Origin of the sequence: Enterobacter sp. PTB (genome assembly GCF_051130085.1) — a bacterium.
Lineage (GTDB): Bacteria > Pseudomonadota > Gammaproteobacteria > Enterobacterales > Enterobacteriaceae > Enterobacter > Enterobacter ludwigii.
In genome coordinates, this window is record NZ_JBDKEE010000032.1 from 1 (window position 1) to 22,374 (window position 22,374).

At 57.5% G+C, this 22,374-nt stretch carries 16 protein-coding genes; all 16 read left to right on the forward strand.

Translation table 11 applies throughout. The features are described 5' to 3' along the window. Positions 1-1,322: type VI secretion system contractile sheath large subunit (gene tssC, locus AAIR21_RS24220; RefSeq protein ID WP_434682407.1), on the forward strand; the 1,322-nt coding region annotated here is incomplete at its 5' end. A gap of 14 nt (positions 1,323-1,336) precedes the next feature. Next, positions 1,337-2,677 carry a type VI secretion system baseplate subunit TssK gene (gene tssK / locus AAIR21_RS24225; RefSeq protein WP_434682408.1) on the forward strand — a complete coding sequence of 447 codons (1,341 nt, stop codon included), beginning with the start codon at positions 1,337-1,339 and terminating at the stop codon, positions 2,675-2,677. Next, positions 2,674-3,363: a type VI secretion system protein TssL, short form gene (gene tssL, locus AAIR21_RS24230; protein WP_434682409.1), complete on the forward strand. Its 690-nt coding sequence runs from the start codon at positions 2,674-2,676 to the stop codon at positions 3,361-3,363. Before tssK ends, tssL begins: the two co-directional genes overlap by 4 nt. Continuing rightward, positions 3,360-5,072, forward strand: coding sequence for an OmpA family protein (locus tag AAIR21_RS24235; RefSeq protein WP_434682410.1), 1,713 nt, complete (start codon positions 3,360-3,362; stop codon positions 5,070-5,072). Before tssL ends, AAIR21_RS24235 begins: the two co-directional genes overlap by 4 nt. A 13-nt stretch (positions 5,073-5,085) precedes the next feature. Continuing rightward, a complete protein-coding gene (locus AAIR21_RS24240; protein WP_434682411.1) occupies positions 5,086-5,577 on the forward strand; it encodes an Hcp family type VI secretion system effector in 492 nt (163 codons plus the stop codon). A 180-nt stretch (positions 5,578-5,757) separates the two neighbouring features. Next, the gene (gene tssH / locus AAIR21_RS24245) at positions 5,758-8,448 is read left to right on the forward strand and encodes a type VI secretion system ATPase TssH (RefSeq protein ID WP_434682412.1); all 2,691 of its coding nucleotides are present in this window, start codon (positions 5,758-5,760) and stop codon (positions 8,446-8,448) included. A gap of 56 nt (positions 8,449-8,504) precedes the next feature. Next, on the forward strand, positions 8,505-9,353 hold the full coding sequence (locus AAIR21_RS24250; RefSeq protein WP_434682413.1) for a lysozyme inhibitor LprI family protein: 849 nt from the start codon (positions 8,505-8,507) through the stop codon (positions 9,351-9,353). A 3-nt stretch (positions 9,354-9,356) separates the two neighbouring features. Next, the gene (locus tag AAIR21_RS24255) at positions 9,357-11,741 is read left to right on the forward strand and encodes a type VI secretion system Vgr family protein (RefSeq protein ID WP_434682414.1); all 2,385 of its coding nucleotides are present in this window, start codon (positions 9,357-9,359) and stop codon (positions 11,739-11,741) included. Then, a complete protein-coding gene (locus AAIR21_RS24260; protein WP_434682415.1) occupies positions 11,734-12,528 on the forward strand; it encodes a DUF4123 domain-containing protein in 795 nt (264 codons plus the stop codon). Before AAIR21_RS24255 ends, AAIR21_RS24260 begins: the two co-directional genes overlap by 8 nt. 19 nt (positions 12,529-12,547) lie before the next feature. After that, positions 12,548-13,084, forward strand: coding sequence for a DUF3304 domain-containing protein (locus AAIR21_RS24265; RefSeq protein ID WP_434682416.1), 537 nt, complete (start codon positions 12,548-12,550; stop codon positions 13,082-13,084). Continuing rightward, positions 13,072-13,611 (forward strand): DUF3304 domain-containing protein, encoded by a 540-nt coding sequence (locus AAIR21_RS24270; RefSeq protein ID WP_434682417.1) that lies wholly within the window; start codon positions 13,072-13,074, stop codon positions 13,609-13,611. Before AAIR21_RS24265 ends, AAIR21_RS24270 begins: the two co-directional genes overlap by 13 nt. Continuing rightward, a complete protein-coding gene (locus AAIR21_RS24275; protein ID WP_434682418.1) occupies positions 13,599-15,905 on the forward strand; it encodes a T6SS phospholipase effector Tle1-like catalytic domain-containing protein in 2,307 nt (768 codons plus the stop codon). Before AAIR21_RS24270 ends, AAIR21_RS24275 begins: the two co-directional genes overlap by 13 nt. A gap of 77 nt (positions 15,906-15,982) precedes the next feature. Further along, positions 15,983-16,240, forward strand: coding sequence for a PAAR domain-containing protein (locus tag AAIR21_RS24280; RefSeq protein ID WP_434682419.1), 258 nt, complete (start codon positions 15,983-15,985; stop codon positions 16,238-16,240). After that, positions 16,237-17,364: a hypothetical protein gene (locus AAIR21_RS24285; RefSeq protein WP_434682420.1), complete on the forward strand. Its 1,128-nt coding sequence runs from the start codon at positions 16,237-16,239 to the stop codon at positions 17,362-17,364. Before AAIR21_RS24280 ends, AAIR21_RS24285 begins: the two co-directional genes overlap by 4 nt. After that, positions 17,345-20,758 carry an ImcF-related family protein gene (locus AAIR21_RS24290; protein WP_434682421.1) on the forward strand — a complete coding sequence of 1,138 codons (3,414 nt, stop codon included), beginning with the start codon at positions 17,345-17,347 and terminating at the stop codon, positions 20,756-20,758. The genes AAIR21_RS24285 and AAIR21_RS24290 overlap by 20 nt, the downstream gene beginning before the upstream one ends. Beyond that, the gene (tssA, locus tag AAIR21_RS24295; protein WP_434682422.1) at positions 20,755-22,350 is read left to right on the forward strand and encodes a type VI secretion system protein TssA; all 1,596 of its coding nucleotides are present in this window, start codon (positions 20,755-20,757) and stop codon (positions 22,348-22,350) included. Before AAIR21_RS24290 ends, tssA begins: the two co-directional genes overlap by 4 nt. Positions 22,351-22,374: the final 24 nt, after the last annotated feature.

Genomic DNA, 22,374 nt, shown 5'->3' on the forward strand with positions numbered 1-22,374 from the left:
CGGGTACCCGTAAAGTCGATAAGCTGGATAAAGCCCTGCTGGATCAGATGATCGGCGAACTGGATCGCCAGCTCAGCCAGGATCTGGACAAAATCCTCCACCACCCGGAGTTTCAGAAGGTGGAAAGTCTCTGGCGCGGCGTTGAGCACCTGGTGGGTAAAACTGATTTCCGAAAAAATATTCGCGTAGAATTACTTGATTTGTCCAAGGACGCGTTGCGGGAAGACTTTGAGGATGCGCCGGAAATTATCCAGAGTGGATTATACCAACATACGTATGTAAATGAGTATGATACTCCGGGCGGTGAGCCTATCGCAGCATTAATATCTGCCTACGAGTTTGATGCGTCTGCGCAGGATATCGCGCTGCTGCGTAATATCTCTAAGGTGTCCGCCGCGGCGCATATGCCGTTCATTGGCTCGGTGGGACCGGCGTTCTTCATGAAAAACACGATCGACGAAGTGGCCGCGATAAAAGATGTCACCAACTATTTCGATCGCGCAGAGTATATCAAATGGAAGAGCTTCCGGGATAGTGATGATTCGCGCTATATCGGTCTGACGATGCCGCGCGTGCTGGGGCGTCTGCCGTATGGCCCGGACACCGTGCCGGTGCGCAGCTTTAACTATGTGGAAGAAGTCAAAGGCCCGGATCACGACAAATACCTGTGGACCAGTGCGTCCTTCGCCTTTGCGGCCAACATGGTGCGCAGCTTTGAGAACAATGGCTGGTGCGTGCAAATTCGCGGCCCGCAGGCCGGGGGCGCAGTGGAAGACCTGCCCATCCATCTGTATGACCTCGGGACCGGCAGCCAGGTCAAAATTCCGTCTGAAATCATGATCTCCGAAACCCGCGAGTTTGATTTTTCAAATCTCGGGTTAATTCCTTTAAGTTACTATAAAGGAAGGGATTATTCCTGCTTCTTCTCGGCCAACTCCACCCAGAAACCGGCGCTGTATGATACGCCGGACGCCACGGCCAACAGCCGCATCAATGCCCGTCTGCCGTATATCTTCCTGATGTCGCGCATTGCGCACTACCTGAAAGTTATCCAGCGCGAAAACATCGGCACCACCAAAGACCGCCGCGTGCTGGAGCAGGAGCTGAACCGCTGGCTGAGCGGACTGGTGACTGAGATGACCGACCCGGGCGATGCGCTGCAGGCGTCACACCCGCTGCGCGAAGGCAAAGTGGTGGTGGAAGACATTGATGACAACCCGGGGTTCTTCCGCGTGAGGCTGTTTGCGGTGCCGCATTTCCAGGTGGAGGGGATGGACGTCAATTTGTCTCTGGTCAGCAAGATGCCGAAGGCCAAAGACTGACGCCGGAGGGGCGCGTGAAGATAACACAACCGTACTGGGGAAAAGGTGTTTTCATTTCCCAGCACCACTTTCAGCAACAAATCACGGCGTCAGCCTGGCAGAGTGAGTGTATTGCACAGATGGGGCTGAATCACCCCTGGGGCGTGCTGGAAGCCACGTTTGAAACCGAATCGCTGAAGGTGGAGCGTCTGCAGGTGCAGCGACTGTCGGTGCGTTTTCAGGACGGAACGCTGATTGAGACCGGTAACACCGACACCCCGGCACCGGTCCTGGCACTGAAGGGACTCACCGGTGAGGTTGAAGTGGTGCTGGCCCTGCCGCTGCTGCACAGCGGTGAGAGCAACTGTCTGGAAGCGGAAGAACGGGCCGAGCGCCCGATCCGTTACCGCCAGCAGTGGCGTGAAATCCGCGACCAGTACGGTGACGGCACCCGTCAGATAACCGTGCTGCAGCATGAAGTCTCACTCCGGCTGGCCTCTCAGGACAACAGCGAATACCTGACCTGTCCGGTGGCGCGCCTGCGCCGCGAGCCGCAGGGGAACTGGGTGCCGGATGAGACCTTTCTGCCGCCGTTGCTGAGTATGCGGGCCAGCCCCTGGCTGACGAACGGTCTCGGACGGCTGCTGACACAGCTGCGAGCCCGCCAGTTGCGTCTCATGTCCATGCGCCGGGAGAGTAACGAACGCATGGCCGATTTTGCCGTGGCGGACGTGTCGCTGTTCTGGCTGCTTAATTCTCTCAACGGCGCGGATCCGTTGCTGGGGAGTTTTCTTCGTTTTCCACAGAGCCCGCCGGAACGACTCTGGCCGGTGCTGGCCCAACTGGCGGGGAATCTGCTGACCTTTTCACTGGAGCATCAGGCAAGTGTTATTCCGCAATACGATCACGAGCAGCCGGAAAACGTCTTTCCGGCGTTATTCGATCTGCTGAGTGATTTGCTGGAGGCCAGTCTGCCGTCCCGGGTTGTCAGGGTTGAACTCACCTTTGATAACCGGCTGCACCAGTGGCAGGCCGACGTGCGGGATCCCCGACTGCGCGAAGGGGCTGACTGGTATCTGTCGGTACGCTCGACCATGCCGGTGGCACAGCTGCAGGATAAATTTCCGCGCCAGTGCAAGATCGGCTGCCCGGATGATGTCACCGATCTTGTGAATGCGTCACGTCAGGGCATTCCCCTGCAGCCGCTGCATCATGTGCCTGCGGCAGTACCGCTGCGTATGGAGAACCAGTATTTCTCCCTCGATCTGACTTCCCCGGCGGCGCAGGCGATGCTGGACAGCGGTCAGTGCGTTTTTTACACCCCGGGGACGCTCGGCGAGCCGGAGCTTGAACTGTTTGTGGTGCTGCGAAAATGAGTGAAAGCCGGAACCCGAAACATGATGCCCGTGATATTGACAGTCTGCTGCAGGACACCTGGCTGCAGGTTATCAGCCTGCGCCACGGCCCGACATTTAAGGAAGGAGAAGCGCAGGACGTCTGGGCGCAGTGTGTTACCGCGACAGAAAAGGTACAGCGCCTCCTGGAGCAGGCCGGAATGGACGAGACCAGCCGGAAGGATATTCTCAACGTTCAGTGTTCACTGCTCGATGAAGTGGTGAAAAAGCGCGACATACAGGATGATCTCTACTTTCAGTGTCGCGGCCTGCCGCTGCAGGGACATTTTCTTGTCGATATTGACGCCGGGGATGCGCTCTGCTCGCGAATGCGGGAGGTGCTCAGGAGCCCGTCGGCAGACCTGCGGGTACTGACCTGTTTTCACCGGGCGATGATGCTGGGGTTCCTCGGGGAATATCCGGCAGTGGATACGCCTGAGCGGGAACAACTGGTCGCTGAATTAACGGCCCGGGTACCGCCGTTCCGTTATCCGCAGGCACAGCCGGTGCTGGCGGGCGTAAAAGCCGGTTACCGCCTTACGGGCTGGCTGAGCCGCTGGCCGCTTCAGATGGTCGCGGGCGTATTACTGCTGGCCGGACTGTGGTGGGGCTTACATTACTGGCTTGACCAGTCGCTCGCCACCCTGTTGCCGGGCGTGGTGAAATGAGTCAGCCGCTACAGCGTGCGCTGGCGCTGTGGGCTGCCCTGCTGTCGGCGGTGGTCTGTCTGGTCTTTCTGCCGGTTTCACGGCCTGTCGCCATCGCGCTCATGGTCTGTATGTGGGCGGGGATTAGCGGGCTGCTCCTCATCCGTCGTCGCACCGTCACTACAGAGGTCTCGTCTTTTTCGGCAGAAACGCTGCCTCCCGCTTCGTATCGTCAGCCGGTGATGCTGGTCTGTGGCGATACTGACGCACTCTGGCAGGATGCGCCTGACGTGCAGACCTCGACAACCGGCTGCCGCATCCGCGTGGCGATGCAGCAGGACGTGGCGCAGGTGGTCCGTGAACTGCTGCAGGCCCGTCCGGGCTGGGGGCCGCAGTTGTCGGTGATGCTCATCGTCTGTCCGCAGCAGCATACCGACAGTGTGGTGCTGACCGGGCACCTGCTCGCCCTGCGGGGACAGCTCAGCCAGTGCCGCCGGGAAACGGGGGCTTCTCTGCCGCTGGTGCTCTGTTCCGTGGTGAGTTCCTCCCTGACGCCCGTCCCGCTGTGGCAGGCGCTGCTGCCGGGGGGGCGTGTCAGCGTCTGGTCCGGCGATGTGGCACATGGTCCTGTGTCCTCATGGATGGCCGCCTGTGGTCCACACGCGGTATCGCAGCAGGTGCTGATAAACAGCCTGAGCACATGGTGTCAGCAACACGTCACGGATGTGCTGGGTGCGGTACAGGCGGATTTTCCGGTGATATCACCGTCCATGGTGCTGTGGGGCGGTATTCCCTTTGCAGACGTTTCGCCGTCACCTTCTCTCTGGATGCGCTGGCTACGGGAGCATACCACGCTGCAGGAGGTTGCCGGATGGCAGCCTGTCGCTGATAACGTCTCCCCCCTCCCGGCGCTGCCGGATTTTATGCTGTCGTCCCTGCCCGGCGGGCACGGGTTAACGCCCCGGCAACGCGCCTGGCGCAGCGCTCTGCGAATGTTCCTTCTGGCCGCCACAGCGGCGCTGTGCAGCAGTGCCTGGAATAACCACCAGTTCATGCAGAGACTGGCTGCTGACATGCTTCAGTACGCTCATTCGGGCAATCAGAGTGAACGCCGCGCTGCCGCTGTACAACAACTGCAGCAGGATGCCGCACTGCTGGATGACTACGCCCGCAACGGCGAACCGCTTCGTATGGGGCTCGGGCTGTACGAGGGCGAACGACTCCATCTGCCGGTCCTCGACACCCTGCGCGGCTATACCCCACAGATTGCGGCGACCTCCCCGGAACCACGTCCGGTGACAGCCACGCCTTCCATCGTGCGCCTCGACAGCCTGTCGCTGTTCGACACCGCCAGCGCCACCCTGAAATCCGGCTCCACAAAAGTGCTGGTGAATGCGCTGGTCGGCATCAGGGCGAAACCGGGCTGGCTGATTGTGGTCAGCGGGCACACCGACAACACCGGCAGCCCTGTACTGAACCAGACGCTGTCGCGAAAACGCGCAGAAGCCGTAAGGGACTGGATGCGTGATACCGGCGGCGTGCCGGAAAGCTGTTTTGCCGTGCAGGGCTACGGGGCTACCCGTCCCCTGCAGGCGAATGACACGACGGCGGGCCGGGCGGCCAACCGTCGGGTTGAAATCAGTCTGGTACCGCAGGCGGATGCCTGCCGGATACCGGGCGTAAACCCTGCGTCATCACAGGATGATGGCGCGTCTCAACATCATGAATAAAGGAAGCAATCCAATGGCAATTCCGGTTTATCTGTGGCTGAAAGACGACGGCGGTGCGGACATCAAGGGCTCTGTGGACGTCAAGGACCGTGAGGGCAGTATCGAGGTGGTCGCGCAGGAGCATAACCTGTACATCCCGACCGACAACAACACCGGCAAGCTGACCGGTACCCGTATCCACACGCCATTCATGCTTACCAAGGAAATCGACGCCTCCAGCCCGTACCTGTACAAGGCGGTGACCACCGGTCAGACCCTGAAGTCTGCGGAGTTTAAGTGGTACAAAATCAACGATGCCGGTCAGGAGGTGGAGTACTTCAACACCCTGCTTGAGAACGTCAAGGTGGTGAAGGTCAATCCGGTGATGCACGACATCAAGGACCCTGCCAAAGAGAAACACAATCATCTGGAGCAGCTTGAGCTGCGCTACGAAAAAATCACCTGGACCTACAAGGACGGCAACATCATTCATTCCGACTCCTGGAACGAACGCGCCACCGCGTAAGCCTTCTGGCGGACAGCCCTTTCTGTCCGCCTTTTTTGTTCAGTTTCTGCCTGGCGGGTGCTGAGCAAAAAAAACACCACAATCCGGACCTCTGACCTCATGCGCTTACAGGCTCCTTATCCCCAGGAAACAGCGACGGGCGGTAGCGTGTCTCAAATCCCCGACTGCGAGTAAATGAACATGGAAAATCCCGCTGTACTGTTACGTCGTCTCAACCCGTTCTGCGCCCGCGCGCTGGAGGATGCGGCCACGTTGTGCCAGACCCGCGCCCACGCGGAAATTCATCCCGAGCACTGGCTGCTGAAACTGCTGGAGCAGGGAGAGGGCGACCTCACCGTGCTGGCCCGCCGTTATGCGTGGGACATGGATGCCGTCTGGCAGGATTTACTGGCATACCTGGACCGTCTTCCCCGGTCGGTCAGAAGCCGCCCGCAGCTGTCCGCGCAGTTTAACGAACTGCTGCGTCAGGCCTGGCTGTGTGCGTCGATGGCGGGAGAAGAGCAGATACGCAGTATCCATTTACTGATGGCGTTTCGCAGTCATCCCTCGCTTCTGCTCTGTGATGGTCTCAGGCCACTGCTCTCCCTGACGGCCGGACAGATAACACAGCTGCGCCCGCTGCTGGATATGCACTCCGATGAACGCCCGGCGGTTCAGCAGGAAGAAGCCGCACTGATGGCTGATGAGAGCCATGAGACCGGCAACGGTAACGTGACCTTTGTCGGCCGTCCGGTCGGTGCTGACGGGGCAGCAGCCTCAGCCACAAAAGAAGGTAAACCCACCACCGCCCTGCTGGCGGTGCTTGACCGTTTCACCACGGATGTGACCGCCAGAGCCCGTGAGGGCAGAATTGACCCGGTATTCGGGCGTGACACTGAAATTCGCCAGATGGTGGACATTCTCTCCCGTCGTCGCAAGAACAACCCGATTCTGGTGGGCGAGCCGGGCGTAGGGAAAACCGCCCTGGTGGAGGGGCTGGCGCTGCGTATCGCTGAGGGCAATGTCCCTGCGAGCCTGAAGCCGGTCATCCTGCGTACCCTCGACCTCGGTCTGCTGCAGGCCGGTGCGGGTGTCAAGGGTGAGTTTGAGCAGCGCCTGAAAAACATCATTGATGCCGTCCAGCAGTCGGACAACCCGGTGCTGCTGTTTATCGACGAGGCCCATACCATCATTGGTGCGGGCAACCAGGCAGGCGGGGCCGACGCGGCCAACCTCCTCAAACCCGCACTGGCCCGTGGCGAACTGCGTACCATCGCTGCCACCACCTGGTCGGAATACAAACAGTACTTTGAACGCGATGCCGCGCTGGAGCGCAGGTTCCAGATGGTGAAAGTGGATGAACCGGACGATGACACCGCCTGCCTGATGCTCAGGGGCCTCAAGTCCCGCTACGCCGAACACCACGGGGTGCACATCTCCGACGAGGCGGTGCGCGCGGCGGTCACGCTTTCCCGTCGCTACATTACCGGACGCCAGCTGCCGGACAAGGCGGTGGACCTGCTGGACACGGCCGCCGCCCGCGTGCGCATGAGTCTCGACACGGTACCGGAAGCCCTCACCCGGCTGGCGGCGCAGGAGAATGCGCTGGTGCTGGAAGAAGCGGCCCTGCTGGAAGACCAGGCGGTGGGCCAGTCCGTGCCCGATACCCGACTGACGGACATTGCCCAACTGACCCGTCAGCTCACCGCCGAGCAGCAGACGCTTGAAGTCCGCTACAGCCAGGAGAAGCAGCTGGTCACGCAGCTGCTGGACAGCCGCAAGACCTCCGGGCAGCAGGCCGCAACCGCTACGCTTTCACAACAGCTCCGCACCCTGCAGCAGAACAACCCGCTGCTGTGCCCGGATGTGGATGTCCGCACGGTGGCAGAGGTCATCGCCGACTGGACTGGCGTGCCGCTCTCATCATTAATGAAAGACGAACAGACGGAACTGCTGCATCTGGAGACGCTTTTGCAGCAGCGCGTGGTGGGGCAGGAGACTGCACTCACTGCCATTGCACAACGCCTGCGGGCATCAAAAACCGGACTGACGCCGGAGAACGGCCCGCAGGGTGTATTCCTGCTGGCGGGCCCCAGCGGCACCGGTAAGACCGAAACGGCGCACGCGCTGGCAGATGCGCTGTACGGTGGGGAAAAGTCGCTGATTACCATTAACCTCTCCGAGTACCAGGAGCCGCACACCGTCTCGCAGCTCAAGGGCTCACCACCGGGCTACGTCGGCTACGGTCAGGGCGGTATTCTGACTGAAGCGGTGCGCAAGCGTCCCTACAGCGTGGTGCTGCTCGATGAGGTGGAAAAGGCCCACCGGGACGTGATGAACCTGTTCTACCAGGTGTTTGACCGGGGCGTGATGCGCGACGGTGAAGGCCGGGAAATTGATTTTCGCAACACCGTCATCCTGATGACCTCCAACCTCGGGAGCGAACACATCATGCAGCAGTTCGCGGAAAACCGGGAGACCACCGACGGCGAACTGCACGAGCTCGTCAGGCCTCTGCTTCGCGACCACTTCCAGCCTGCGCTGCTGGCACGTTTTCAGACGGTGCTGTACCGCCCGCTCGGCGAAGCGCCGCTACGCACCATCGTGGCGATGAAGCTGGAGAAAGTGACGCAGCGGCTGACGCGCCACTACGGTATCACCACCACCATCGGGGAAAGTCTTTACGACACGCTGGCATCCGCTTGCCTGCTGCCGGACACCGGGGCGCGCAACATCGACAGCCTGCTTAACCAGCAGATACTGCCAGCACTGAGCCAGCAGCTGCTGCATCACCTCGCTGCCGGACAGAAGCCGCAGCACCTGACACTGGGCTGGCACGATAAAGAAGGCATCGTGATGGAATTTGACGCCACGGCAAACCGCGAAGCGTAAACCCGCCATCCCTTTTTTACCCTTTTGATAAACAACAGATAATGAAAGAGTCTTTTATGCGTATGAAGAAAACAGCGTCAGTCCTGAGCCTCCTGGTGGTATCCGTCTGCGCACATGCAGGCATGTTCGGTGATTCAGGGGATTTCAAATGCGGCCGGGACGATGCGGTACAGGCTGTGAAAAACGCCATCCGGGATGATGCTTCCGCGAAACTGCAGACGGAGTTTATTACCGAAGCCGGTATCTTCACACAGCCCCGTAACAGTTACAGCACCGAGCTGGCAAACATACAGGCGGATGTTCGCGGTGTGTCCACCCTCAGCCAGAATGAGAATGGCATCGCCTGTACGGCTACTATCTCCATCCCCCTGCCGGAGAATGCCCTGATAGCCGCCACAAAAATCCCTGGTCTTTTTGACGAATATCTCCAGGAAAACGGCGCGTTCAGCAACGGGCATGTGACCTGGAAAAACTATTCGTACCGCATCAGGCTGGCGGATAACAAAAAGGATATCACCGTCAGCGACATGGACAATATTGCCGCCGTGATGACCAAAACCGCCTGGGCCAGCGTGAACAAGGACCAGCTGATTAACCAGGTGAATGCGCAGGCGCTGGCCGATGTCCGCACCGAATACGAATCGCAGGACGCGCGTCTGAACGCCGTCTGGAAAGACCTTCCGGACGCGGTCCGCGCAGCCATGAAGACTGAGCAGGTTAACTGGGTCAGTGCCAAAACCCGCCAGTGCGGAAAAATCAGCGACACCCGCCTTGAGTCCATTCCGGTTGAACGCCGGGCTGAAATTTTTAAATGCCAGACGCAGATGACCACGCAACGGATTGAGTTTCTCAGCAACAACAGTAATGAATTGCGGGACGAGAACTATTCACAAAGGGAAGGTTAACGCATGAGTACACAATCCGTTCGATACAGCCACAGTCACCATCTGCTGGCGGTGAAAGGCTGCAGCGCCATGCTGGACGTGCTGGCCCTGGAAGGCGATGAAGGCCTGAGCACGCCGTTCCACTACCGTATTGAATTTACCAGCGATGACCACGGTATCACCCGTGAGGCCATGCTGATGAAACCGGCCTCACTGACGCTTCAGAAACCGGGTAACCGGAAAGTGGCGGCACAGCCCCTGCGTATCATTCGCGGTGTGGTGACCGGTTTTGAATGCCTGAGCACCTCGAAGGACGAAACCCGCTACGCCCTGACCCTGCAGCCGCGTCTGGCGCTGCTGGTCCGTTCGCACCAGAACGTGATTTATCAGGACCAGTCGGTACCACAGATTGTGGAGAAAATTCTGCGCGAGCGCCACGGCATGCGCGGTCAGGATTTTCTGTTTTCCTTCGATACGGAAAAATATCCGCGTCGCGAACAGGTGATGCAGTTTGGTGAAGACGACCTGACCTTTATCACCCGTCTGCTGGGGGAGGTGGGTATCTGGTTTCGCTTTACCACCGACACCCGTCTGATGATTGACGTGGTGGAGTTTTATGACAGCCAGCAGGGCTATGCGAAGGGACTGACGCTGCCGTCCGTCCCGCCTTCCGGTCAGCTTGATGGTGAGACCGATGCGGTCTGGAATATGGCGAGCCGTTTTGCGGTGGTGGAGAAGCAGGTCAGCCTGCGGGAATACAACTACCGCCAGGCGGCAGAGGACATGAACACGAAGGCGGATATCACCCGGGGCGACAGTACCACCTATGGTGAGGCATACCACTGGGGCGACAATTACCTCACGCCCGGTGACAGCTACGCCCGCTACCCTGAGCCGGAAAGCGGCATGTTTTATACCCGCCTGCGCCATGAGCGCTACCTTAACGCACAGACACACCTGACGGCACAGACCGCCTGCTGCACGCTTTTCCCCGGCCAGGTGATGCGCGTCACTGGTGGTCATGAGGTCAGCGACATCTATGCGAAAGGCGTGCTGGTGACCCGGATTATCAGCGAAGCCCGCCGGGATAAAGCGCTGGTGGTCAGTTTTGAAGCGATACCGGATAACGACAACTATGCTTACCGTCCACAGCCACCGGCACGCCCTGTGATGGCCGGAACGCTGCCTGCCCGGGTGACCTGTACCCCGGGGAACGAACTCTACGGTCATATTGACCCTGACGGGCGTTACCGCGTCAACATGCTGTTTGACCGCGATGAGTGGCGGCCTGGTGGTGAGAGCCTGTGGGTACGGCAGTCACGGCCTTATGCCGGTGACACTTACGGTCTGCACCTGCCGATGCTGGCGGGAACGGAAGTGGCGATTGGGTTTGAGAATGGCGACCCGGACCGTCCGTATATTGCTGGGGTGCTTCACGACTCAAAACACCCGGACCACGTGACCATCCGCAATGACCGGCGCAACATTCTGCGTACCCCCGCGAAAAATGAGATTCAGCTTGGTGACAGTCGGGAGCAGGAGCATATCCGCATCCGTACCGAATACGGTGGCAGGAGCAGCCTGAGCCTCGGACATATCGTGGATGATGCGGGCGAGAGCCAGCACCAGAACCAGAAACGCGGTGACGGCTTTGAGCTGCGCACCGACACCTGGGGAGCGCTCCGTGCAGGTAAGGGGATATTTATCAGCGCCGACGCTCAGCCGATGGCGCAGGGACAGCAGTTGGAGATGGCACCCGCTATTAACCTGCTAAAAGGAGCCCTTAATCAGATAAAAGAATGGGGCAGTATTGCGCAACGGCACCATAATTTTTCACCAGACACAGATACGCTTAGGGATTTTATCACTCAGGCTGAACAACTAAAAACGCCCGCATTACTGATGAGTGCGCCTGGTGGGATAGCGTCAGTGACGCCTGAAACAGCGCTATTTTTCAGCGGCAACGGACTGTATCTGCAAAGTCTCGGGGAAGTTAACATTGCAACGACACTGCGGTATTCCGTGAATGCTTCAGGTGCTATATCGATGCTGGCGCAACAGGAAGGTATGCGTCTGATCTCCGCCAAAGGCCCACTGGTTGCGGAATCCCATGCCGATGAACTGTCGTTGACGGCACTGAAGGATATTACTATCCAGACGGTACAGGGGCATCTGCAGCTTATTGCTAAAAATGGGATCACTTTAGGCAGCGGAGGGGCTTCCATTCATCTGACCCCGCAGGGTGAAATCCAAATCCACGGTCCGGGTAAAATCAGTCTGAAAGGTCAGCACAGTATGCAGGGACCAGCCACTGAAGATTTTCCTCTACCTGAGTTGCCGTCATCAGTGTGTAAAGAATGCCTGAAAAAAGCACAGGAAGAAGCTATGGGGGTTGTTGTTCGTGAATAGTTTACTCGTACCTGAATCGTTAAACGGGCAGTGGCTGGAGCAGGCTGAGTTTTCAGCGCTGAGTAGTCAGCTTGATTATATTGATATTATTGTCGATCCGGTGGGTTCCGGACAACCTCTGGCTGAATCACTTTCTCACCTGTCACCTGGAGTACGCCGGGGATCGTTATTTGAAGGTACTCCGGAAGAAGGTTTAGGAGATGATAGTCCCTTTCTTGTTCGATTGTCCTGGTGCGAGTGGCAACATAAATCCTGGCTCAGTGAAATTGTCCGCCGGTATGGAGCCGAATCCCGGCTGCTGTTGCTGATTAGCCCCCTTGCTTTTGATGAACTCAAAAGTCATCTGACGGCGCTATCGCAGTTTTTGTGGGAAGAACAGAGTGGTGTATTGCGGTTTTACGATACGCGAATATTCCCTGAATTATTTAACCATGTTTTAACGACCGAACAGCAGCAATGTTTCACTCGAATAGCCTATTACTGGAGTTGGCTGGATCGCGATCTGCTTCAGATATGGAAACGAGGAGGTATTGATACCGATAATGATAATGGATCTTTATCTGCCAGTGAACCCGTCCATATCACCGACAAACAATTCGACATGATTGGTTGTATCAGTGATGCTGAGATTTACTCCCGCGCTACAGACAGTAAAGACTTGTCGAAGGAAGCGTATTTTCAGCATTATCTGCGCATTGTTCTGGATGCAAGTCAGAGCAATTTCACAGGGGATATAAAGGATTATATCAAACACAGCGAAACCGCCTTTCCTGACATGAAATACTAAAACAGAAGGAGCCTGTACAATGTCCAAAATAAATACGTGGCGAAGAGATTTCATGTTTTCTGGTCTTATTAAAAGTGCCTTGGTACTTCTCTTTATGTTTACCGTTTCAGGCTGTGCCAAAGGCAGTAACGATTATAACGCGGGGGATTTGGGAGCGATAAATCATGTTAATGGCATTGGAATAAATGGGTTCAGCGTTAATGGTTATTCGGCCCCTGGGTTAGGTGGTGGTTACTGCTGCATCATGCTCCCCCGCAAATGGACACCCGGCCTGAAAGCCCATGTGGAATGGGAGGTTGATCCAGACCCATATGTTCATTTACCCCCGCTGGGAACAGATGAATTCCGTAAAGCTTACGCATTACACGCAGCTAAATACCAAGAACACAGCGCTATCGTCGATATTCCAAAATACACCGAGACCTGCGGTATGACCGTACATTTTTTACCCTGTAACCAGGTAAAAGTAACCACGTCCTGCGTGGGGTACGGCACCCCCGATTATCCGATTAAAGAACCGCTCGACATGAAGGAGCCTGCACAATGTCCCAAATAAATAACTGGCGAAGATGTTTTATATTTTCTGATGTTATTAAAGGCGTGCTGACATTTCTCTTTGTGTTTTCTGCCTCGGGATGCGCAAAAGGAAGTAATGACTATAACGCCGGCGATTTGAGAGCGATAAATCATGTTAATGGGATTGCGATAAATGGATTCAGTGTTAATGGTTATGGTGCTACTGGACTAGGTGGAGGTGTGTGTTGTGTCATGCTCCCCCGAAAATGGATCCCCGGTCTGAAAGCACATGTGGAATGGGAGGTTGATCCAAATACGGCACCTCCCTTTCCCGGATATAAAGACAGGAATAAGTTTAATGCATGGAAAAAACAAACTGAAGCCAGTTTTCAAAAACACAGCGCCATCGTCGATATACCCAAATACAGCGAGACCTGCGGTATGACGGTGCATTTTTTGCCGTGTAACCAGGTAAAAGTGACCACGTCCTGCGTGGGGTATGGCACCCCCGATTATCCGATTAAAGAACCGCTCGACATGAAGGAGCCTGCACAATGTCCCAGGTAATTCCCGGTTTACCCTGCTGGGCACCGCCCGTATTTCCTGAGGGGGGGCGACTCCCCCTGACGGCCGAACAGGTTAACGCCAACTACAAAAAACAAATCCGTGAAGCTGATGCGTATAAAATTTTGCTCGGCGAACAGTCCGGACGTCGGGTTGCATTTACCTGCAGCCAGAGTTTGCACATAAGCTTGTTCTTCGATGGCACGGGGAATAATGAAAAGAATGATACTTCTGCTTCCCCTGCACATCCAACTAATATTGCAAAGCTATTTCACGCAACTTATCAGAATGCGGAAGATAAAGGGCATTTTCGTTACTACCTTCCCGGAGTAGGAACACCCTTCCCTGAAATCAACGAATTTGATTACACCACTGACGGTCTGGCATTCGCCGCTGGCGGAGAGGACCGAATAAACTGGGCGTTGCTGCGTCTGGTAGATGCGCTGATGTATGCCATTACCCCGACACACTCACGCCTCAGTGATGATAAAGCCCGCTCATTGTTACCGGATATGCGTGCTCACTGGCCTATTACGGGAGAAGTCAACCGTCGTAACGCGATTAACAATCTGCTTGCCCCTTTAAAGAGCCAGGTGCAGAACGCCAGACCACATCTTTTAAACATTAAACTGTTTGTCTATGGCTTTTCGCGGGGAGCCGCAGAAGCCCGTACCTTTGTGAACTGGCTGACGGAGTTGTTTGAAAAACCGAAGCCGGGTGAACAGCAGGACATGACGCTGCTGGGCCTTCCCGTCAGCGTGGAATTTCTCGGTATCATGGATACGGTGCCCTCTGTCGGGATTGCACATATTGCACCGGGGGCGACCGGGCATATGGGCTGGGCGGCAGGCACACAGCAGTTACCGGATGAGGGGCGTTTCCCGGGGCTTATTAAATGCTGCCGCCATTTTGTTGCGGCCCACGAACAGCGGCTCTGTTTCCCGCTGGATTCGATACGCAGACCAGATGGTGATTATCCGCCGAACACGGTGGAAGTGGTGTATCCGGGGATGCACTCGGATGTCGGCGGCGGTTATCCGCCGGGAGACCAGGGCAAATCCCGTAATGGTGTCGGAGAGCTTTTATCGCAGATTGTTTTGCACGATATGTATCTGGCCGCATTTGATGCCGGGGCACCGCTGACGGTGTTGCCTGATTTAATTACTCCTCTGATTAAAAGCCTTCAGCCATCAAGGGCTATGTCACGTGCTTCTGTTGTTGAATTTGATGTTGATTCAACACTTGTTCAGCGCTTCAACCTCTGGCGAAAAACGCTGCTCGGCTCCGGTTCAGGACCGGATGCGAACGAAGACGCTTCCAACGCCGGTTATCAGCCCTACCAGATGCCGCATGTGCTGGAAAGCGCGCTTATCAGTCAGATGGCCTGGATAACCGCCTGGCGTATCGGTCGTTATGCGCATCACAGCCTGTTGACTCAGTCCTTTTTCACCAGTGCGACACATCCATCGGCACAGGAGCTTGAGACCCAAAAGAAGGATTATGATATCAAACAGCAGGCGCGTTTCGATGCGCGCAAAAAGATTGATAAACATGCCCCGAATTGGCAAAGCGCGGTGACGCGTGGACTGCCGCAATATGATCCTGACAATGCGCAGTATCAGTTGCGCGAGGCGGCCCGTGAATTTGCGGAAGATTACAACAACTGGTCGCGGGATATTAACGGTTCTACCGGAGAGAGAATAAAGCAGTTTCTGTTGGATGATACTCTGAAATACCCGGTTTATCTGCTCAGCGGTGATGATGAAAAAGCCGAATACCAGCAAATGAAAACGCAGGGTGATGCGCTTTATCGGCAGATGTTTACAGACTCCCTGGGAACCGGAACGCACACCATGCCTGGCTCAGGATTGCTGGCGTTTTATGATGAGCAAGTTCACGACTCCCGAGCCTGGTTTATGCAAAGTACGCTGGGGGGGCGCGAGCTATGGGCCGGTTATTTCCGCTATCGGATGATTTACTTTGGTGATCTTGCCAACAAGCAGGTACAGCTTATCAGTGTTGAAGGCAAGGTGCTGGGGGCTGAATCCCCCCCTGCGAAGGCGGAGTATATCGTGTCATCCCGGGAAGAGAACGGGCGCATTGTGGATGTGCATAAAGTCAGAGATTTAAGTACCGGCAGGGTGGAAATCCTCTCCCCTGAAGCCATGTCAGCGCCGGGGACATCACCGGGCCGTGTGGCTGCGCAACAAAGTAAACAGATAGCGACTGACAGACACAAGGCCATGCTGGAAGCCGTGGATCAGCACCTGACACAGTCTGGCGCTCGTTTACTTTAATCCCCGGGAGGGTGACAGCTCCAAAAGCTGTCGTCGCCCGGCCCTATCAGATAAATCAGTAAAGTGAGATAAACAGGATGAAAGCGGTTATTCGTCAGGGTGACGCGTTGCGTGAATACGGCGGTTGCGTACTGGGCGGTCATTATGACTGCTTTGGCAAGGGGGTCGCCTGTAAAGGGGATGCGGTGAAATGTAATAAGCACGGGATGACCACGATTGCTGAAGGCAGTACGCTCACGGATATTGAGGGGAAACCTGTGGCGATGCACGGGCATCGCTGTGCCTGCGGATGTACTCTGGTCAGTTCCTTTCCTGATTGCGAGATTGCGCAATGAGGCCAGTGCCGGTGTATCCGCAATATAATATTTCGCAGCCTCCCTCAGTAAGGCGCTGGCTGGCCGCCGGGGCGTTGCTGGTGTTACTCAGCGCAGGTCTGACGCTGTTGTTGCACAAAGATGCGGTAATCGTGATAACGAGTATGACTTTTTCCCTGCTACTTGTTGTCATGCTCTGGCTTATCCGTCTGCTTTACTCTCGGTTTGCTCACCATAATGCGCATTTTTACCACGCGTTGGTTGAACAACACCAGCAGCAATGGTGGCTCCGACACTGCCAGTCGCTGGCTTTCAGGGACATCGTATTGATTGGACCATCGGGCAGCGAAACTGACGACTGGTTACGGGTATTAAACAATGCCCATGTTTTACCGGTAGTGCGAAAAGAAAGCGGCGGGGATGCGTTAAGGGTGTCGATGGCGATGTCAGAATCAGTCAATAGCCGGGAACAGCATCTTGCCGCCATGCTGGTTTTGCAGTGGCAAAAAACGCGCAAATATGATGTTGTTCCAGATGTCTGCTACTGGCTGGGAAGCGATGAGGCATGGCAGGCATTCGTTGCGCAGATGGCGATAACCTTTCCGGCGCTGAGACTGCCGGACTCCCCCCGTCCCTGGATGGGTGAGGCTTCACTCTCCACCATTATTGCTGAAATCAATACCTCCCCTGATGACATCACCATCATGGTAGCGGGTTGCCAGTCCTTGTCAGCAGAAAAAAACAGCAATCAACCAGCGGGAGAATCCGCCGTGTTGTGGGTGGTCGGCCCGGAAGGTTCGGTCATGATGAATCGCGGTGAAGTTTATTCCCCGCCTGATGATAAAACGCCGGAGCCCGTATTCGAACGCGTTCTGTTACAAAGTGAATGTGAACAACCTCCGGAACATTGTCTGCTTTTCTCACAACCTGACGTCGAGGGACTGGAGCGAAGCGGCTGGAATATCTCGAAACATGTGCAGGATATGAACTGGGGAAGCGTCGGTTCGATGGAAGCATTGATTGTGATATCGCTGGCGGTAATTTATGCGGAAACGCAGCGTACCACCTGCGGCTGGATAGCCAAAGATCCACAACATTCTCTTTCCCTTGGAATTGTTAAGCCCCATGGATATGAACAAAAATAACGACGCCACGTTTTCCGTGGCAACAACGGGTATGCTGGTCGTCGTGGCAGTGAGTTTGCTCGTGCTGCTGTCAGGTATCCTCTACTGGTGCCTGGGAACCCACTGTTCAACGCAATGGAATGTTATCAGGCTCATTCTCATTATGGGGGCGATTGCCTGGGTGATTACGTTGTGCCTGGCTGCCCTGATTTATATTGCCTCTCAGCTTTTTATCCGTAAAAAAATAGATGAAATGGGCGCTGGCAGAGTGCCTGCATCCGGGAAAAAACAAAAGCGTCATACTGGCATTATCAGCCCTCTCCGCAGCCACCTGCGCTTTCGCTATCACACCTTCTGGCGTAATAAGGTCACTCTGTTGCTGGTGGTCGGTGATGAAGCCACCGTCAGTCAGCTGGTTCCCGGCCTGGTCGCGGCACAGTGGCAGGAGGGTAACCGCACCGTGCTGATTTACGGTGGTGACCCTGCTGAGGCGGTGGACAGTGAGCGTTTCACCGCCCTGCGCCAGCTGCGTTACGGTTGTCCGCTCGATGGCATTATTCGCGTACTGGGCCCTGAGCAGATAATGACCCCGGCGCTCAGCGATGCGGATTTACGCTGGCTGGAGCAGGTGGGGGGATTATTGCGCTATCAGCCGCCGGTCTGGCTCTGGCAGTTGTGTAAAAGCGAATGGTCGCAGGCAGGACGTGTCCCCCAGCCGGTGGGAATTTCCCTTTCCCGTCAGGCCGCTGCAGACGAGGTGGCGGCACAGCTGACCGGGCTGCTGCCACAACTGCGTGAACAGGGGATGGCGCAGATTGCGGTTCATCCACATCATGACTTTCTTCTGCGTCTGGCACAGTCGCTGGCGGACGGGGAAATTGCACACTGGCAGCAGCGTCTGGTGCCGTGGTATTACGCCTCACAGCAGAAGGTTCCACTGGGCGGCGTGATGTTCAGTCTGCCGGAGTCTGCCGCCGCAGAGGCGCAACCGGTCACCGCGCTGCATGTGCTGCCCCCTTCAACGCTCTGGCCGGGTATTGCTGCGGCCTGTCAGCAGGTGCGGGGCTCCCGTCCTGTCACCGCACGCGAAAGCTGGCTGCCGCGTGCAGTGTTGCTGGCAACCGGCTGCTGTGCAGCGGGCATGGTGCTCTCCTTTGTCCTCAACCGTCAGCAGATTATCCTGGTCGCGGACCGGGCGCGGGCACTGGTGGCGCATCCGGCGGTATCGGATGCGCAGCTCACCGCGTTGCACGACCTGCGCAATCAGGCCGGGCGTCTGCAGCACGATATCCGATCAGGTGCCCCCTGGTATCAGCGCTCTGGCCTGAATCATGCACAACCTCTGCTCGACGCCCTGATGCCGTGGTATATCGAGGCAAATAACCGTCTGCTGCGTGACCCGGCCACGCAGGCGTTGCAGCAGAAACTGCGTCAGTTTGCGGACCTGCCTCCGGCAAGCCCGCTGCGCGCACAGCAGGTGAAGCCCGTCTATGACCAGTTGAAAGCTTTACTGATGATGAGCCGCCCCGATAAAGCGGAAGCGGCGTTTTATGCTGCCACGATGAAAACCGTACAGTCCGCACGGCCTGGTATCTCGCCGGGGCTGTGGCAGAGTCTGGCCCCGGATTTATGGGCGTTTTATGCCGCTGAACTGGCCGGGCACCCTGAGATGGCGATAAAACCTGATGCAGCGCTGGTCTCGCAGGTTCGCCAGAGCCTGCTCCAGCAGCTCGGCAGACGCAACGCCGAAGGCACCCTGTATGAAAATATCCTCGCGCAGGTGCGTCACAACTACACCGATTTGACGCTGGAGGACATGACGGCCGGTACCGAGGCCGGTCGTCTGTTTACCACAAAAGAGAGTGTGCCGGGGATGTTCACCCGCCGGGCCTGGGAAAATGAGGTGAAGGACGCCATTGACCAGGCGGCTTCTGCCCGTCGCGAAGAGATTGACTGGGTGCTCAGCGACAGCCGTAAACCGGTGACCGGCGACGTTTCACCGGAGGCACTGAAGGCCAGGCTGACGCAACGTTATTTCACCGACTTTGCCGGAAGCTGGCTCGGCTTCCTCAACAGCCTGCGCTGGGTACCTGCCCGCAACATTGCTGACGTGACCGACCAGTTGACGCTGATGAGCGACGTGCGTCAGTCACCGCTGATTGCGCTGATGAACACCCTGAGCACTCAGGGCCAGACTGGTCAGCAGGGCACCGGGCTGTCGGACACGCTGATGAACTCAGCGAAGAAGCTGATAAAGCGTGACGATATCCCCGCCATTGACCAGAGTGCCGGACCCACGGGACCGCTGCAGGAGACCTTCGGGCCGCTGCTGGCGCTGACCGGCAAAAACAACGTCGACGGTGCCGTCAGCACCAGCGGTACCCTGACCCTCGCAGAGTACCTCACGCAGGTCACGCGGGTACGCCTGCATCTGCAGCAGGTGGCAACCGCACCGGACCCGCAGGCGATGATGCAGACCCTGGCACAGACGGTGTTTCAGGGGAAAAGCGTGGACCTCACTGATACACAGCAGTACGGCACGCTGATGGCGGCGGGGCTGGGAGAAGAGTGGCACAGCTTCGGACAGACGGTATTTGTGAGACCGCTGACCCAGGCCTGGGAAAACGTACTCCGCCCGTCTGCAGCAGGACTGAACGACCAGTGGCGGCGTTCGGTGGTTACCGGCTGGGATGCGGCCTTTGACGGCCGCTATCCGTTTGTGGCTGCCGGAAGCGATGCGTCGCTGCCGGAGCTGGCGGAATACATCCGCCAGGGCAGCGGCCGTATCGACACCTTTTTAACCAGCCAGCTTGCCGGGGTACTGCATAAGGAGGGTAACCGCTGGGTGCAGGATAAATCAGCCAGCCAGGGGCTGACGGTGAACCTGGCGTTTTTGAAAGCCATCAATGAACTGAGCGGTCTCTCGGCGGTGCTGTTTGCCGACGGCGGCCAGGGGCTGAGTTTTGACCTGCAGGCCCGGCCTGTGCCCCGGGTGGTTGACACAACGCTCACCGTTGACGGGCAGGTGCTGCACTACTTTAACCAGCTTCCGGAATGGCAGGCGTTTCACTGGCCGGGCGAGACTTACAGCCCGGGCACCATGCTGACCTGGAGTACCACTACCACAGGCTCACGTCTCTACGGGGATTACAGCGGGATATGGGGGCTTATCCGCTGGCTGGACCAGAGCCAGCGCCAGCAGCTTGACCCACACCGCTGGATGCTTAGCATGAAAGCCCCAGACGGCAACACCCTGCAGTGGGTGCTGCGCCCGCAACTTGGCAGCGGCCCGCTGGCGCTGTTGTCCCTGCGCGGCTTTACCCTGCCGGAGCAGATTTTCCTGGCAGGGAGCACTACGCCCCCCCAGGTACAGGCGGATGACGATGATGATGAAACTGACGGGATGGTGCCATGAGTACGCTTCAAAAACTGGTGGTTGTCTGTCAGGCGGATGCTGACCTGCTGAGGCGTCAGGCACAAATAAACGCAGAGCGCTGGAATACCTGGCTTCTGCCGCTGAGTGAGTCTGCGCCAGTCGGGGAAGACCCGGCGTATGATGATGACTTTCAGCAGCTTCGCGAGGAAATCAACCGCCTCTCCGGGATAGATACATCGCAGATTGTCGGGCTGGCCGAAAAACTGCTGACCACCGTCTGCAAGGATATTCGCGTGGCGACGTTCTGTGCCTGGGCTCGTCTGCAGGAGGAGGGTGACAGCGGACTGGCGGAAGGGCTGGAGCTGATGGCCGGTCTGCTGCAGCGTTTTGGCCCGGACCTGTATCCACAGCGTGCGGCCAGTCGTAAAAGCGCGCTGGAATGGCTATCCGGCCCGAAAATGCTCGACAGCCTCACCCGCTGGCCGGAGGCGGATGTGCTCATGACGCAGCGTATTGCCGGGGCCCTGCTGCTGGCGGAATCCGCGCTGCTGCCCGAAGAGGTGGCGTCGTCCCCGTTTGCTGGGCTGAGCCTGGCGTTGTTGACCCGGCTTGAGCGTAGCGGCGGTACACCGGCCCCGTCGCCCCTGTCTGCCGGAGAAACAGTAACGAATGCCACAGTCTCACCACAGGGGGGAGTATCCGTATCGACCCGAATCACCAACAGCCGCGAGCTGCTCGACCAGGCCCGCCTGATGGCGGCCTGGCTGCGTGAACAGCCGCAGGGATGGCTCGCAGGCCATCATCTGATGAAGGCCGTACGCTGGGCACCGGTTAACCAGTTACCGGCGCTGGACGCCTCCGGCAGAACCCGTCTGGCGGTACCGAAACCGGAGCACCGTGCACAGCTGAAGCGTCTTTTTCTGCAGCAGTCATGGACGGAACTGCGGGCACTCACCGACGACCTGTTTATGCAGGGCGTGAACCATCTGTGGCTGGACGTGCAGTGGTACGTCTGGCAGGCGCTGGTGAACACCGGCAACGACAGCGTACTGGCCGATATTGTCCGCAACGACCTGCTGGGGTTACTGCGCCGTCTGCCCGGACTGGAAAGCCTCACCTTCAGTGACGGCACCCCCTTCGCCGATGAGGTGACGCTGAGCTGGATACAGCAGCAGGTGCTGAATGAAGACAGTGACATGCTGGTTCAGCAGGTGACGGCCACAAGCCACACCGATAATGACATTCTGGCGCTGGAAAGCGAAGCGCAGGCAATGGCTGACAGCGATGGTCTGGACGCCGCGCTGGGCTGGCTGCAGCACCGCCCCGGCGTGGTCACCGACCGCGACCGCTGGCTGATGCAACTGCTGATGGCCCGTCTGGCGGAACAGTACGGAAAAAACGCGCTGGCCCTGCACCTGCTGGGTGAACTGCATACCCGGTCCCGTGACCTCACGCTGCGTCACTGGGAGCCGGAGCTGCTGTTTGAGGTGAAGGCCCGGAAACTCAAACTACTGCGTTTGCAGGCCGGGCGCAGCGAAACGGAGAAAACGCGACTGCAGCCGGACATGGAGGCACTGCTCGCCGGACTGGTTGCACTCGATCCGGTACGGGCTGCCGTACTGTGTGGATAATCACAACTGAATAAGGAGAAACAC

Bases quoted from the DNA above. Each gene is read 5' to 3' on its own strand.
- AAIR21_RS24235 (WP_434682410.1), top strand. From the start codon at position 3,360: ATGAGTCAGCCGCTACAGCGTGCGCTGGCGCTGTGGGCTGCCCTGCTG.
- tssA (WP_434682422.1), top strand. From the start codon at position 20,755: ATGAGTACGCTTCAAAAACTGGTGGTTGTCTGTCAGGCGGATGCTGAC.
- AAIR21_RS24255 (WP_434682414.1), top strand. From the start codon at position 9,357: ATGAGTACACAATCCGTTCGATACAGCCACAGTCACCATCTGCTGGCG.
- AAIR21_RS24240 (WP_434682411.1), top strand. From the start codon at position 5,086: ATGGCAATTCCGGTTTATCTGTGGCTGAAAGACGACGGCGGTGCGGAC.
- AAIR21_RS24290 (WP_434682421.1), top strand. From the start codon at position 17,345: ATGGATATGAACAAAAATAACGACGCCACGTTTTCCGTGGCAACAACG.
- AAIR21_RS24280 (WP_434682419.1), top strand. From the start codon at position 15,983: ATGAAAGCGGTTATTCGTCAGGGTGACGCGTTGCGTGAATACGGCGGT.
- AAIR21_RS24250 (WP_434682413.1), top strand. From the start codon at position 8,505: ATGCGTATGAAGAAAACAGCGTCAGTCCTGAGCCTCCTGGTGGTATCC.
- tssL (WP_434682409.1), top strand. From the start codon at position 2,674: ATGAGTGAAAGCCGGAACCCGAAACATGATGCCCGTGATATTGACAGT.
- AAIR21_RS24285 (WP_434682420.1), top strand. From the start codon at position 16,237: ATGAGGCCAGTGCCGGTGTATCCGCAATATAATATTTCGCAGCCTCCC.
- AAIR21_RS24265 (WP_434682416.1), top strand. From the start codon at position 12,548: ATGTCCAAAATAAATACGTGGCGAAGAGATTTCATGTTTTCTGGTCTT.
- tssH (WP_434682412.1), top strand. From the start codon at position 5,758: ATGGAAAATCCCGCTGTACTGTTACGTCGTCTCAACCCGTTCTGCGCC.
- AAIR21_RS24270 (WP_434682417.1), top strand. From the start codon at position 13,072: ATGTCCCAAATAAATAACTGGCGAAGATGTTTTATATTTTCTGATGTT.
- AAIR21_RS24275 (WP_434682418.1), top strand. From the start codon at position 13,599: ATGTCCCAGGTAATTCCCGGTTTACCCTGCTGGGCACCGCCCGTATTT.